This window comes from Lutibacter sp., from assembly GCF_013041805.1.
In the GTDB taxonomy this organism is placed as follows: Bacteria; Bacteroidota; Bacteroidia; order Flavobacteriales; family Flavobacteriaceae; genus Lutibacter.
In genome coordinates, this window is record NZ_JABDRI010000055.1 from 25,244 (window position 1) to 39,523 (window position 14,280).

The window sequence follows — 14,280 nt, forward strand, 5'->3', positions numbered from 1 at the left end:
TTTATTTTAATTCATTTATATAATCAACAATGTTGTTCGTTAATTCATTCATTATAGGTAAATTGGGATTTGAATAGGAGCTCATATTTTCGCCAATATCACCTTTGATTTCTTTAAATAAGTGATTCATATTTTCTACTATTTTTAATTTCGATTTTATGTTTGAAGCATGTAATAATTCAGCGTCAATTGTATCAACTTGTATATCTTTGCTTCCTTGAATAATTAGTATGGGAATTGAAAGTTTTTTTAATTCAATTTGTGGATTGTACTTTATCCATGATATAAGAAAAGGTTGTACAGATTTTCTAAATAAAGAATTTAACATTGGATTTACTACATCAACTAGTACGCCTTTTTTTAGTTGCCCTAAGATAGTAGCACTTTCATTTTTTAAAATTGGAGCCTGTTTCTCAATTTGTTCAATTAAAATTTTATCAATTGTTCTTCCCGAACCCGCTAAAGAAATAAAACCATCTACAGTATTTTTAGATGCAATCATCCCAACTAAACTACCTTGACTATGGCCAGCAACAATAATTTTAGAATACAACTTAGTTGTTTTAAAGTAATTAATAACAGCTTTTGCTTCATCAATAAAGTCATCGAAGGTTAGGGAATCTAACTTTCCAAGATCTTCTTTCGAATAAGAAAGTACACTTTTATCGAAACGGTATGAGGCAATTTCATGTGCAATCAATTCTTCAGCTAAATATTTTAGAGAATTATTTTTCATTACGCTATTATTTCCATCTCTATCTGTTGGGCCAGAACCAGGAATAATAATAACTAATTCATTTTTTGAAACGGTGTTTGGTGATAATAAAGTCCCGTTTATAGCTACACTTGGTGTAGAAATACTAACTTCTTCTTCTGAATAATTTTTTTCTTGTGCAATTGTAAAAATTGAAACAAGTAAAAATAAAATTAAGGTATATTTAACTTTCATGAGTTTTAATTTTATCTTGATAGGTCTTTAGAACACTTTTCAAATCTTCTTTTTTCTGAGTTCCAATTAAGATTTTAGATCCTGTTTTTAACTCTATTTGTAATCCAATATTACCACTTGTAGTAACCGACTTACCAGTTTTTCTAAAAAAATTAAATCTTAATCCCCAGCCTCCAAATTCAGAAATAGCATCGTATTTTCTTATATAGCTTTTTGAAATATTTTCCCATAGTATTACTTTATAAGCTAATTGAAATGGAACATATTGATAATAGATACCTTTTTCATCAACTCTAGTTTTTAGTTTTAAGTTAAAAAATAGAATACCAATTAAAATAACAAGAATTAATCCGCTTAACGAGCCAAGTATTTCAATATTACTGCCTTTTGAAATTGTTTCCCATTCCTTAAAAGTAAAACCACTTACAATTAATAGAGCCATTATTAACCCTATAATTACGAATAGCTGATTGAATTTTTGTTCTTCAACAAATACTTTCATACCAAAATGTTAATTTTTTGTTTTTGAGTTTTCTTTTTGAATAAAAGCAGCAGAGAAAGTAATACCAATAGCAACACCTAATGCAACACTTTTTAATGCTAAACCAAATGCCACGCCAATTGCTATTCCCACTCCAATTTTGGAATAATTTGATTTCATAGAATTATCTATTCTTATCGCGTTCTAATAATGCTTTGGTAAAATTACCCTCGGTATGTGTTACACAATTAACAGTCCAACCTTCTCTGGAAAGTTGATTGAGTAAATCTTCAAAAACATCATCTTTCTTCCAAAAACTTTTCTTGATTATTTTGTATTCTTTCATATTAAAAAATTAAAAATGAGACAGTTGTACATATAAGTATGATAATATAGATTAGAAATGTTATCATTTTAGTGGTTTAAAGTTCCTGTATTTACAATTGGTGCTGCATCTTTATCCGAGCACAATACAACCATTAAATTACTTACCATTGCAGCTTTTCTTTCTTCATCTAAATCAACTATGTTGTGTTTTCCTAATTTATCTATGGCCATTTCAACCATGCTCACAGCCCCTTCAACAATTTTATGACGCGCTGCGATTATAGCTGTGGCTTGTTGTCTTTTTAACATAGCACTCGCAATTTCTTGAGCATATGCTAAATATCCAATTCTAGCTTCTAGTACTTCAATTCCGGCCATTTCTAATCTTTCTGCTAGTTCTTTTTCTAGTGCTTCACTTACTTCATTAACACTTGCTCTCAAAGTGATTTCCTCCGCTTGACCATCATCTTCAAAATTATCATATGGGTATAAACTTGCTAATTTTCTAACTGCAGCATCAGATTGTACACGGACAAAATTTTCGTAATTATCAACATCAAATGCTGCTCTATAAGTGTCTTTGACTTTCCAAACAGCAATAGTACTAATCATAATTGGATTTCCTAGTTTGTCGTTCACTTTTACTCGTTCACTATCAAAATTACTAGCTCTTAATGAAATTCCTTTTTTCTTGTAGAGTGGATTTGCCCAATAGAAACCATTTTCTTTAACGGTTCCTATGTATTTACCAAAAAGTAAGATAACCTTTGATGTATTTGGGTTTACTAAAAAGAATCCTGGCAATGAAAGTATGGTTAAAAACAGAAAGATAAGTCCCCATTCTGATGATTTAACCAGACTAAAAATTGCTCCTGCAATAAACAATGCTAACATGAATAGCATAAAATAACCATTTGATACTTTTATTAATTTTTCTTGTGTCATAATTATTATATTTATAATGATATTAAAATGATATCATAAAGATATAAAATTATTTATGATATTTCCAAATTTTTAACAAACATTATGTTTATATTTGCAAAAAATATTTCAGAATGAATTTGATAAAATCAATTTTTATAGTAGGTGCGTTTTTTATTTCCTTTACAATTTTAGGTGCAAATTCTCCAGATTGGGGAGCAACTGGACATAGAACCATAGGTAAAATAGCTGAAGATTACTTAAAAGGTAAAACAAAACGAAAAATAGCTGAACTTTTAGACGGGCAAAGTTTAGCATTAGTATCAACGTTTGGTGATGAAATTAAGTCGGATAGGCGTTATGATAAATTTTACACTTGGCATTTTGTGAACATGCCTTTTGATGTGAATTATGAAAATTCAGAAAAAAATCCTGACGGTGATTTAGTAAATGGTATCGAAAAATGTAAATCAGTTATTTTAGATAAGAAAGCAACAAAGGAGGATAAAGCTTTTTATTTAAAAATGTTGGTTCATTTGATAGGTGACCTGCATCAACCAATGCATATTGGTAGAAAAGAAGATAAAGGCGGTAATGATATTCAAGTGCAATGGTTCAATCGAGGGACTAATTTGCATAGAGTTTGGGATTCTGATATGATCAACCATTTTGATATGACTTATACTGAACTTAGTGAAAATGCTGATGAAATATCAAAAGAACAAGTGAAATTTTTACAAAGAGGAACTACTGAAGATTGGGCTAATGAAACACATAAATTAGCTATTAAAACTTATGCTACTGTTGAGATTGGAGAAAAATTAGGGTATACATATATATATCAAAATTTTGGTTTAGTTCGTTCTCAATTGCAAGTTGGCGGTATACGTTTGGCAAAAGTTCTAAACGAATTATTTGCCTAAATTATAGGTGTTCCAGCGTCTTTTTTCACGTATAAGAATTGAGTTAAATTTTTGTGGAATTTTTTCTAATTTTAAATTCTGTACCTGAAAGGTTTTTGGATGTAAAAATGTAATTTCACTTGCACATAAAAACAACCCTTTTCCTTTGTGAATTAATTCTTTATATCCATATAATTTGTCACCTAAAATAGGATGTCCAATAGATGACAAATGAATACGAATTTGATGTGTTCTGCCAGTTTTGGGTGAAACTTTCAAACAACTTAAATTATCGTATTTTAAAGATTTTACAATTTTAATAATTTCAAAACTAGTTTCAGCATCTTTATGATCAATAGGTGTATGTATCAATTGATTGGAATGGACCTTACCTATAGTTATTGCACAATATTTTTTTTGAATTGTTTTATTTGTAAATTGATTTCCTAGCTCAATTTGTGCCGTTTTGGTTTTTGCAATTAACAGCAAACCAGAGGTTTGATTGTCTAATCTATGAACTGGAGTTGGTTTATAAAGTGCATCTTTTTGCGAACTTTCCTTTAAATTATGAAGTAAGGCATTGGCTATAGTTTTAAAAGAGTTCCCACTTACTGAAATACCAGCTGGTTTATTAATAACAGCTATATGATCATCTTCAAAAACAACTTCTAAATTGAACTCATAAATTTTAGGTTTAGTTGCGGAATCTTCAATTAATTCCAAAATTTGCCCATGATTTACCCAAGTACCAGTTTGCGCAACTTCACCATTAGATAGAAATAAACCTTTTTTTATCGCTTTTTTAATTCCACTATTTGAAGGAATATATGTATGAAAAGCTTTTGGAGCATAATCTTGTAATCGAATTTTCTCAATTCCTTTAGGAACTATATGTGAATGGATTGTTTTAATAATTCTATTTTGAGTTAATTTATTGTAAGCACCATACTTAATAAAGACGACAGTAAATCATTAAAGTTACAATTCACTTATATTTAAAGTGCTAATAAACTGTTAAAAATGATAAATTCAATCTATCTTACAAAAGTTGCTTACGATATAATAACTCAATCACTTCTTTATAATCAAATGATAATTGAAGCTTAATAGCTTCTTGATAACTAAACCAATCATACGCTAAAACTTCTTGTTCTTGTATTTTAATTTCTCCGTGCCAGTCACCTAAAAAGCGGTAATAACTTCTATCTTGCCAAATTCCAGTTTTAAGAATTGATTTAGGTGTAAAATTTAAATTACATTCTTCCTTAACTTCTCGTATTACGTTTTGTTCTGCTGATTCATTAGGTTCTGCTCGACCACCTGGACAACCCCAAAATTCGGGATAATTTTTTGTGTAATGTGAACGTTGAAGTAATAGTATTTTTCTATTTTGTAAGATAATTCCAGATGCAGCTAAAATCATAAATTTATTTACTTTTTAATAATCCCCAATGTAGCAGTCGCTCCAGTTGGAAGGTTCCATTCTTTTGCCGAAATTAAGTTTCCTTTATCATCATATACTTTTAGCTCTGCAGTATTGGGCCCTGAAAGTCCTTGGTTTAAAGCTTGAAAATCAATTCTATTATAGCCATCTTCCAAATTTATGTAGAACACATAATAATTACCTTTTAAACCAATATTGTTACTTATAACTTGCTCATTTAGATAAAGCCTAATTCTATCACCATCAACATAGCTATGATCTCTACATTCAATTTTAACAGTTCTAGTACTACTATTTACAGTTCCTAAGCTTAAATTACTTTCTAACCTTTTATGAGTTACATCTTTATTTTTCCAATATTTTTTTCCAATAATATCTCTGTCTTCAGGTAATTCTTCCAATAAAAAGTTTTGAGTTTTGGAATTTGGCCTATTCTCTTTTAAATTTTTATCAATCGCAGCAGTATTCAATTTTTTATTAATTTTTAAATCGAAGCTCGAGTTAGTTGCAGCTTTAGTAGTGGCTTTAAGTTTATAATTACCCGTTTTAGAAATTTCACCATTAATTTTAGAGTCTTTTATCACCGTTTTAGTTGTATCGCTTTGAGAAAATGACTGTATTGAACTAAAACTAATTAGTAAAATTATAAAAAGTGATTTTATGGATGTATTCATTGTAAACATTTAACCCTATTGTATCAAAAAAAATGCCAACTCTATATTTATATTATTTTTTAAACAGTAAAAATAATAAAAAAAGCCTCAAAACTAATTGAGGCTCTATATTAATTGTTTGTTAAACTATTTATATGACTAAATTTATTTAACCATTTGAAAACTTCGTTTAATAAAGTTTGTTAAATCTTCACCTTGTAATAGTCCTTGTGATAATTTTGCTAAATCAAAAGCTTGTTGAACCAAACGTTCTTGTTTCTTTTTAGTTTTTGTATTTAAAATTTCACCAACCAAATCATTATTTGTATTAATAACTAAGTTATACATCTCGGGGAAATTACCCATTCCCATCATTCCGCCGCCACCTGTAGCTTGCATTTCTTTCATTCTACGCATAAATTCTGGTTGCGTAATTATAAAAGGATTGGCGCTTGAATCCATAGCCTCTAGTTGAACAGTATATGTTTCTTTTGGAATTACCTCCTCAATAATTGGTTTTAATTTTTCTTTTTCCTCATCAGAAAGTTTACTGATTTTATCCTCATCCTTTTTTATCAAATTGTCAATATGATCTGAATCAACTCTAACAAATTGAATATTTTCTTTACTTCCTTCAAGTTTTTGAATGAAATGAGAAACAATTGGAGAATCTAATAATAAAACTTCATATCCTTTTTCTTTTGCTGCGTCAATATAACTATGCTGTGCTTTTACATCAGAAGCATATAAAACAATTAGCTTATCATCTTTATCTGTTTGCGCAGGTTTAATTTTTTCTTCTAACTCAGAAAAAGTAAAATAGTTTTTATCTACTGTTGGGTACAATGCAAATTTATCTGATTTTTCAAAGAATTTTTCTTCTGAAAGCATTCCGTACTCAATAATAATTTTAATATCATCCCATTTTTCTTCAAAAGCTTTACGGTCATTTTTGAAAAGACTTATTAACTTATCAGCAACTTTTCGTGTAATATAACTCGATATTTTTTTAACTGCTCCATCAGCTTGTAAATAGGAACGGGAAACATTTAGAGGAATATCTGGAGAATCAATTACCCCACGTAGCATTTGTAAAAAATCAGGCACAATTCCTTCTACATTATCTGTTACAAATACTTGATTTTGATATAGCTGAATTCTATCTTTTGAAGGGTCTAGGTTTTTACTCAATTTAGGAAAATATAAAATACCTGTTAAGTTAAACGGATAGTCTACATTTAAATGAATGTTAAATAAAGGTTCTTCAAATTGCATTGGATACAACTCTCTATAAAAAGACTTATAATCTTCATCTTTTAGTTCAGTAGGATTTTTCGTCCAAGCTGGATTAGGGTTGTTTACAATATTATCAACAGTAATTTTTTCGGCTTCAGCATCATCTGCAGCTCCTTCTGGTAATGGTAATGTTTCTTCGCGTGTTCCAAATTTAATTGGAATAGGCATAAATTTATTATACTTATTTAAAAGCTCAGTAATTTTATTTTCTTCTAGAAATTCGGTTGAATCGTCATCAATGTGTAAAACAATTTCAGTCCCTCTGTCTGTTTTGTCAGTTTCCTCCAAAGTATATTCTGGACTTCCATCGCATTCCCAACGAACCGCTTTTGAATTTTCAGCAAATGATTTTGTGAAAATTTCGACTTTACTAGCTACCATAAAAGAAGAGTAGAAACCTAAACCAAAGTGCCCAATTATTCCCGAATCTTCAACTTTGTCTTTATACTTTTCAACAAACTCTTCAGCTCCTGAAAAAGCTACTTGGTTGATGTATTTTTCTACTTCTTCAGCAGTCATACCAACGCCTTGGTCAATAATTCTAATTTCTTTTTTGTCTTTATCAACTTTAATTTCAATCATTGGATTTCCAATGCCTCCTTTTATTTCCCCTAAAGTTGATAGGTGTTTTAGTTTTAAAGTAGCATCTGTTGCATTCGATATTAGCTCACGTAAAAATATTTCGTGATCTGAATACAAGAATTTTTTAATAATTGGAAAAATATTCTCAGCCGTTACATTAATATTTCCTGTTGCCATATTTTAATATTTTTAAATTAATTTTTACAACTACCTATTAGTCAAAAAAAATACCAAACTTTTTATAGTGACAATATGACATAAATTTTAAATGCTTACTTTTAAAACTTTAAATTAAAAGAATGGAAAAAGACGATTTTATTTTAGTTGATGGTTATAAACATATAAGGCATACTCAAGAAAGTTATTCTGAAAATGAAATGCTAAAAAAAACTAAAGATTATTTTAATTGGTTAAATAAAAGGAGATCTGTTAGAGATTTCTCTAATAAACTAATCCCTAGAGAAGTTATTGAAAATATTATAAAAACTGCATCAACAGCACCATCTGGTGCTCATAAGCAACCTTGGACTTTTTGTGTTGTGGCGAATCCTCAACTAAAGAAAAAAATTAGAATGGCAGCAGAAGAAGAGGAGCGTAGAAGTTATAAAGAACGAATGAGTGATGAATGGCTAGAAGATTTAAAACATTTGGGAACTAATGCAGATAAACCTTTTTTAGAAATTGCGCCATATTTAATAATTGTTTTTAAAAGACCTTACGAAATAAATAATGATGGTACTAAGCGTCAAAATTATTACGTCAATGAGTCTGTAGGTTTAGCTTGTGGATTTTTAATTTCAGCGATTCATAATGCTGGTTTAGTAACTTTAACACATACTCCAAGCCCAATGCGATTTTTAGAAAAGATATTAGAGAGACCAACTAATGAGCGGGCTTTTTTATTGTTGCCTGTAGGGTATGAAGCCGAAAAGGCTTATGTACCAGATATACAGCGAAAATCAATTGATGATATTATGAGTTTCTATTAAAAAAAGCAGCGTTAACGCTGCTTTTTTTAATAGAATTATTATTGGAATTATCTAGATATCTAAATAACCTTAAGTTATTGTCTATTCTTTACGTGTTTTTCTAACCATTGATCTTGCTCCCAAAGTAAATGCAAAACAGATTCTTTAGCGCTATAGCCATGACTTTCTTTTGGCAGCATAACTAAACGAACAGGAGCACCAAGACCTTTTAAAGCATTGAAATAACGTTCACTTTGCAAAGGATAAGTTCCTGAATTATTATCAGCTTCACCATGAATAAGTAATAAAGGAGTTTTCATGGTATTCGCATGCATAAATGGAGACATATTATAATAAATTTCAGGAGCTTCCCAATAATTTCTTTCTTCCGCTTGGAAACCAAATGGAGTTAACGTTCTATTATATGCACCACTTCTTGCAATACCGGCAGCAAATAGATTTGAATGAGATAATAAGTTTGCAGTCATAAAAGCACCATAAGAATGGCCTCCAACGGCAACTTTATTTCTGTCAATATATCCTAAGGCATCCACGGCGTCAATTGCAGCTTTACCATTGGCAACTAATTGCTTTATAAATGAGTCGTTAGGCTCTTCATCACCTTCACCAACAATAGGGAAGGAGGCGCTGTTTAAAACAACGTATCCTCTTGTCACCCAAAAAATAGGAGAATTATATCTTGGATAGGTAAAACTATTTGAGTTTGAAGTACTTTGTCCTGCGCTACTTTTATCTTTATATTCTCTTGGATACGCCCAAACAATCATAGGGTATTTTTTTCCTTCTTCATAGTTGGTAGGCAAGTACAAGACTCCAGATAAATCTAAACCATCTTCACGTTTGTATTTTATAACTTCTTTGTGAACATTTTGAATACTTTTAAAAGGATTTTCAAATTGAGTAAGAGCCGTTAGTTTATTTCCTTTTTTAATATTTCTAATATAATAGTTTGGGTATTCATTTTTGGATTCAATTCTAACTAGAATTTCACCTTTTTTCATATCAAAAACAGAAGAGATGTTTTCAGCTTTATCAGTTAATTCTGATTGATATAATCGCTTGGTTTTTAGCGTTTTCAAATTCATTTGATCAATAAATGGAAATTGACCTTTTTTACTATAGCCATCACCAATTAGATAAACATTATTACCCGATATATTCATAGTATATTTACCAAATTCATTTCGTGTAGTTACGAAACTTCCAGGATCATTATATCTATCTTGATAGTTTCTGTCAGAAATAACTACAGGTTTAACAGCGCTATTAGAAGGGTTAAAAAGATACGATTTTGTATTTCTATTATCTCTCCAAATATCTGTAGCTATTGCAGTTTTTTCATTACCCCATTCAATCCCATTAAAGCGATCAATAGTTTTAATTAATGATTTTTTTTCACCAGTAAATGGAGCATTTAATTCAAAAACTTCATCTCTATATTCAACGTTGTTGGCAGGATTCCCTTCATCTAAAGCTTCACACCAAAAGAGAGTAGCAGCTTTGTCAGCTCTCCAAGATAAATTTCTTTTTCCTTTTCTAACAGCCATAAATCCTTTAGGAAGATCCTCGATTAATGGTATATTTAAAATATTGTTTACTAATGTTCCTTGTGAACTATAAATATTTGTTTTAGAGGGGAATCTTCTATATGTAACCAAATAGGAAAATGGTTTTTCTATTGTTGTAACTAAAATATAGTTTCCATCTGGTGATAAGTTTAAACGACTATACATATCGCTTTCTTTCCATAAGGAAATATTACCATCCAATGTCACTTTATAAAGTTCCGATAATGTAAGTTGTTCAAAATTATGTTCGTCACTTTTATTTTTTAACAAATCTTGATAAGTTCTGTTTTGTGCTTTTTTTCCTGCTTCACTTACTGAAATTGTTGGCCCGGTTGGTACTGCAGATTTTGTATCAATTAAAGGTTTACGTTCTTTTGAAATTACTTTTATAAGTAACGAGTTATTGTCTTTAAACCAAGTATAAGGGTTTCCTGTATTTGCGTTTAAATTGGCTTGAGTTATCTTTTTTGCTGATTTTGTTGTAATATCTAACACCCATAATTCAACACCAGTACTTACCGTATTTGTAAATGCCATTTTTTGTTGGTTTGGAGACCAAGAAAAATTAGCAAATCTTCCATTTTCTGGCATTCCTACAATATCTTCATTGTTTGAATCTCTGCCAACACGAATTTTTACCTTATTATAATAATTTTGTCGGCTATTAATGTTGGTTACTGGATTAATTCGAAGACCTCCTAAACGCATTTCTGTTTCTGACAGAGCTTCTATAGAAGTAAAATTACTTCGATATAAAAAGATTAAGTTTTCACCGTCATCATCCATTCTTATTGATGGTGCAAGAGGTGCTTCAGCAAGTTCGAGAATTTCTTGAGGAGGTTGTTGATACGTTAAGTTTTCCTGAGAATAAACTAAGGTTCCTAAAAGTAAACCAATAAATAAAAAAATATTTTTCATGTTTGTTGAGTTAATTGTTTTAAATAGTTTATAAATCTAGCAAAATAAAGAGATTTAGAATCCTAATAAAATGTTAAATGGAAGCAATTTATAATAGATATAAATTGATATACATTGTATTTATTAAAATTTCACTAAATTTATTAATCTATTTAAACTTGAAATGTATTATGTGGCTCGCTGTAATTATTATAGTTGTAAATACATTCTAATTTTAGTATGTTTGAAACAAATAAATAAAAACAATAATATATGTATAATTCGAAGATAACTGGACTCGGTTATTATGTTCCTGATAATGTAGTCACAAATGACGATTTATCTAAAATGATGGATACAAATGATGAATGGATTCAAGAAAGAACAGGGATAAAAGAGAGAAGATGGATAAAAGAAGGAAGTGAAGATACATCAGCTGTGATGGGAGCTAAAGCATCTCGAATTGCTATTGAAAGAGCTGGATTGACAAAAGATGATATTGATTTTATAGTTTTTGCAACACTTAGTCCTGATTATTATTTCCCAGGAGGAGGAGTTCAATTGCAAGAAATGTTAGACTTAAGAACTGTTGGTGCATTAGATGTTAGAAATCAATGTTCTGGGTTTGTTTATGCAATGTCAGTTGCTGATCAGTTTATTAAGACCGGTATGTACAAAAATGTATTGGTAGTTGGAGCAGAGTTTCATTCAGGTGGTTTAGATAAAACAACTAGAGGTAGAGGTGTTTCGGTAATTTTTGGAGATGGAGCGGGTGCAGCAATATTGTCTAGAACTGAAGACAATACGAAAGGAATTTTATCCTCTCATTTACATTCTGAAGGTAAACATGCTGAGGAATTAACCGTTATTGCTCCAAGCATTAGACATTGGGTACCTGCATTGATTGCCGCAAATGATGATAATGATGAATCTTATTTTCCTTATATGAATGGTACGTTTGTATTTAAACATGCGGTAGTTCGTTTTTCAGAAGCAATTATAGAAGGGTTGAAAACTAATAATTTAGAGGCTTCAGATATAGATATGTTAATTCCGCATCAAGCAAATTTGCGTATTTCTCAATTTGTTCAGAAAAAGTTTAAACTTAGTGATGATCAGATTTATAATAATATTATGAAGTACGGTAATACAACTGCGGCTTCTATTGTTATTGCCTTAACCGAGGCTTGGGAGAAAGGTAAAATTAAAGATAACGACCTTGTTGTGTTGGCTGCTTTTGGTAGTGGATTTACTTGGGGAAGTGTAATTATTCGTTGGTAAACAATTTAAATTAAGTATATAAAAAAGGGATTTACTTTTTAAAGTAAATCCCTTTTTTATAATAAGTGTTGAATAGACTAACAAATTAGCTTAACAACTTGTCTATTTTTTCTTTTTCTTCTTCTGCTAAAGCTCCATCTACTAAAATTCTACCACTGTGTTCATCAGTAATAATTTTTTTACGGCTTGCTATTTCTACTTGTCTTTGAGGTGGAATTGTAAAGAAAGAACCACCAGACGCTCCTCTATCAATAGAAACAACAGCCAATCCATTTTTTACAGTAGATCTAATTCTATTGTAAGCTTTTAATAAATGATCATCTATTAATCCGCTATATTCTTTTGATTTTTTAAGCAATAAGGCCTCTTCTTTAATTGTATCACCCATAATATCTTTTAGTTCATCTGATTTATGTTTTAATAAATCAGCTTGCTTTGCGATATTTTCTTTAGTGGCAGCAATTACTTCATTTTTTTGTTCAATTTTAGCCTTGTATTCTTTGATTCTTTTTTCAGCTAATTCAATTTCAAGCTCTTGATATTCAGTTTCTTTGCTTATTGAATTAAACTCTCTATTGTTACGAACATTCTTTTGTTGTTCAGCGTATTTTTTAACTAAAGATTTAGCTTCTTCAATAACTAATTTTTTAGCAGAAATTTCACCTTTCAAGTTTACAACATCTTCATCTAAATTTGAAAGTCTTTTGTTTAAACCAACAATTTCATCTTCTAAATCTTCAATTTCTAAAGGTAGTTCGCCTCTTACATTTTTAATTTCATCAGCTCTTGAGTCAATTAATTGTAAGTCGTAAAGAGCTCTTAATTTTTCTTCAACAGTAACTTCTTTGCTTTTAGCCATATTATAAGTAATAAATTGGATTTGTGTTTTTATTTGATAAAATGATTGCAAAATTAGGAAATTTTTTCGTAAGTATATCTACTAAAAGATTTTTTGTGAATTGTTCACTTTCATAATGTCCAATATCCGCAATAATCAATTTGTTTTCAGCTTTGTAAAATTCGTGATATTTAATGTCGGAAGTAACATAAATATCTGCTCCAGAATTTATAGCATTTTGAATTGCAAAACTTCCTGAACCTCCTAGAACAGCTACTTTTTTAATAGGTTTGTTTATAAACTTTGAATGTCTAATCCCATTAGAATTCATAGTTCTTTTTAAGAAATTCAAAAAATCTAATTCACTCATTTCCTTCTCCAATTCACCTACCATTCCTAGACCAATTTCTTGGTGTAAATTATCTAAAGGAACAATGTCATAGGCAACTTCTTCATAAGGATGTGAGTTGAAAAGTGCAGAAAGTATACTTTTTTCTCTATGTTTTTCAAAAATTACACTAATTAAAGTTTCATTTTCGGTGTGTAAGACTCCTTTTTCTCCAATTGCTGGGTTTGAATTATCATTTCCTTTGTAAGTGCCAAATCCTTCAGTGTTAAAGCTACAATTATCATAATTGCCTATGTTTCCAGCTCGGGCATTAAAAAGTGCGAATCGAACTTCTTCAGCATTCTTATTAGGAACTTAGGTGGTTAATTTTTTAATGGTGTTTTTTTGTGGAATAAGTAATTTTTTATTTTGCAAACCTAATACCTCACAAATTTTAGCATTGACTCCTTGAAAAGAATTATCTAAGGCAGTATGCATTGCATAAATTGCAATATCATTCTTAACGGCTTTCAGTACAACGCGTTCCACATAATTGTTGCCATTCAATTTTTTTAAGCCCGAAAATATAATTGGGTGAAAACTAACAATTAAGTTGCATTTTTTTTCAATTGCTTCATCAACAACGTTTTCTAGTGTGTCTAGTGTAATTAAAACTCCAGTTACTTGTGTGTTATAATCTCCAACAAGTAAGCCTACATTATCAAAACTTTCGGCATAACTTAAAGGAGCAATTTCTTCAATACAGCTAGTAAAATCTTTAATTTTCATAGTTAAAACTTAATTATATGAACAAAGATAAA

Annotated in this window: 14 protein-coding genes and 1 pseudogene; 3 read left to right on the forward strand and 12 right to left on the reverse strand. The window is 29.9% G+C overall.

From position 1 onward, the window contains the following. Position 1: 1 nt before the first annotated feature. The 5 genes from HKP59_RS07285 to HKP59_RS07305 all read right to left on the reverse strand — a co-directional run bounded on the left by HKP59_RS07285 (position 2) and on the right by HKP59_RS07305 (position 2,702). A complete protein-coding gene (locus HKP59_RS07285; RefSeq protein WP_291805090.1) occupies positions 2-949 on the reverse strand; it encodes an alpha/beta hydrolase in 948 nt (315 codons plus the stop codon). Next, positions 939-1,451 (reverse strand): hypothetical protein, encoded by a 513-nt coding sequence (locus HKP59_RS07290; protein WP_291805091.1) that lies wholly within the window; start codon positions 1,449-1,451, stop codon positions 939-941. Before HKP59_RS07290 ends, HKP59_RS07285 begins: the two co-directional genes overlap by 11 nt. Before the next feature lie 9 nt (positions 1,452-1,460). Beyond that, positions 1,461-1,610, reverse strand: coding sequence for a hypothetical protein (locus tag HKP59_RS07295; RefSeq protein ID WP_291805092.1), 150 nt, complete (start codon positions 1,608-1,610; stop codon positions 1,461-1,463). A gap of 4 nt (positions 1,611-1,614) precedes the next feature. After that, complete coding sequence (locus HKP59_RS07300) at positions 1,615-1,776, reverse strand: hypothetical protein (protein WP_291805094.1); 162 nt, start codon at positions 1,774-1,776, stop codon at positions 1,615-1,617. Positions 1,777-1,844: 68 nt separating this feature from the next. Then, a complete protein-coding gene (locus HKP59_RS07305; RefSeq protein ID WP_291805097.1) occupies positions 1,845-2,702 on the reverse strand; it encodes an SPFH domain-containing protein in 858 nt (285 codons plus the stop codon). 113 nt (positions 2,703-2,815) lie between these two features. On the opposite strand from HKP59_RS07305, the gene HKP59_RS07310 reads away from it, so the two are divergent. After that, complete coding sequence (locus tag HKP59_RS07310) at positions 2,816-3,604, forward strand: S1/P1 nuclease (protein WP_291805099.1); 789 nt, start codon at positions 2,816-2,818, stop codon at positions 3,602-3,604. On the opposite strand, the gene HKP59_RS07315 is transcribed toward HKP59_RS07310, so the two are convergent. The 4 genes from HKP59_RS07315 to htpG all read right to left on the reverse strand — a co-directional run bounded on the left by HKP59_RS07315 (position 3,593) and on the right by htpG (position 7,735). Then, positions 3,593-4,306 carry an RluA family pseudouridine synthase gene (locus tag HKP59_RS07315; protein ID WP_291805101.1) on the reverse strand — a complete coding sequence of 238 codons (714 nt, stop codon included), beginning with the start codon at positions 4,304-4,306 and terminating at the stop codon, positions 3,593-3,595. The genes HKP59_RS07310 and HKP59_RS07315 overlap by 12 nt on opposite strands. A gap of 316 nt (positions 4,307-4,622) precedes the next feature. Next, positions 4,623-5,006, reverse strand: coding sequence for an NUDIX hydrolase (locus tag HKP59_RS07320; protein ID WP_291805103.1), 384 nt, complete (start codon positions 5,004-5,006; stop codon positions 4,623-4,625). 8 nt (positions 5,007-5,014) lie between these two features. Next, positions 5,015-5,701, reverse strand: coding sequence for a hypothetical protein (locus HKP59_RS07325; RefSeq protein WP_291805105.1), 687 nt, complete (start codon positions 5,699-5,701; stop codon positions 5,015-5,017). A gap of 144 nt (positions 5,702-5,845) precedes the next feature. Continuing rightward, complete coding sequence (htpG, locus tag HKP59_RS07330) at positions 5,846-7,735, reverse strand: molecular chaperone HtpG (RefSeq protein ID WP_291805106.1); 1,890 nt, start codon at positions 7,733-7,735, stop codon at positions 5,846-5,848. A 122-nt stretch (positions 7,736-7,857) separates the two neighbouring features. On the opposite strand from htpG, the gene HKP59_RS07335 reads away from it, so the two are divergent. Next, positions 7,858-8,547, forward strand: coding sequence for a nitroreductase family protein (locus HKP59_RS07335; protein ID WP_291805108.1), 690 nt, complete (start codon positions 7,858-7,860; stop codon positions 8,545-8,547). Positions 8,548-8,621: 74 nt separating this feature from the next. On the opposite strand, the gene HKP59_RS07340 is transcribed toward HKP59_RS07335, so the two are convergent. Next, complete coding sequence (locus HKP59_RS07340; RefSeq protein ID WP_291805109.1) at positions 8,622-11,033, reverse strand: prolyl oligopeptidase family serine peptidase; 2,412 nt, start codon at positions 11,031-11,033, stop codon at positions 8,622-8,624. Between the two features lie 252 nt (positions 11,034-11,285). Between HKP59_RS07340 and HKP59_RS07345 the strand changes: the two genes are divergently transcribed. After that, positions 11,286-12,293, forward strand: coding sequence for a beta-ketoacyl-ACP synthase III (locus HKP59_RS07345; protein WP_291805111.1), 1,008 nt, complete (start codon positions 11,286-11,288; stop codon positions 12,291-12,293). Between the two features lie 85 nt (positions 12,294-12,378). Here HKP59_RS07345 and HKP59_RS07350 read toward each other — a convergent pair whose 3' ends face one another. Together HKP59_RS07350 and HKP59_RS07355 are read right to left on the reverse strand one after the other, a co-directional pair. Then, positions 12,379-13,152, reverse strand: a complete 774-nt coding sequence (locus HKP59_RS07350; protein WP_291805114.1) for a C4-type zinc ribbon domain-containing protein — start codon at positions 13,150-13,152, stop codon at positions 12,379-12,381. A gap of 1 nt (position 13,153) precedes the next feature. Continuing rightward, positions 13,154-14,248, reverse strand: a pseudogene (locus HKP59_RS07355) (Nif3-like dinuclear metal center hexameric protein). Positions 14,249-14,280 lie beyond the last annotated feature (32 nt).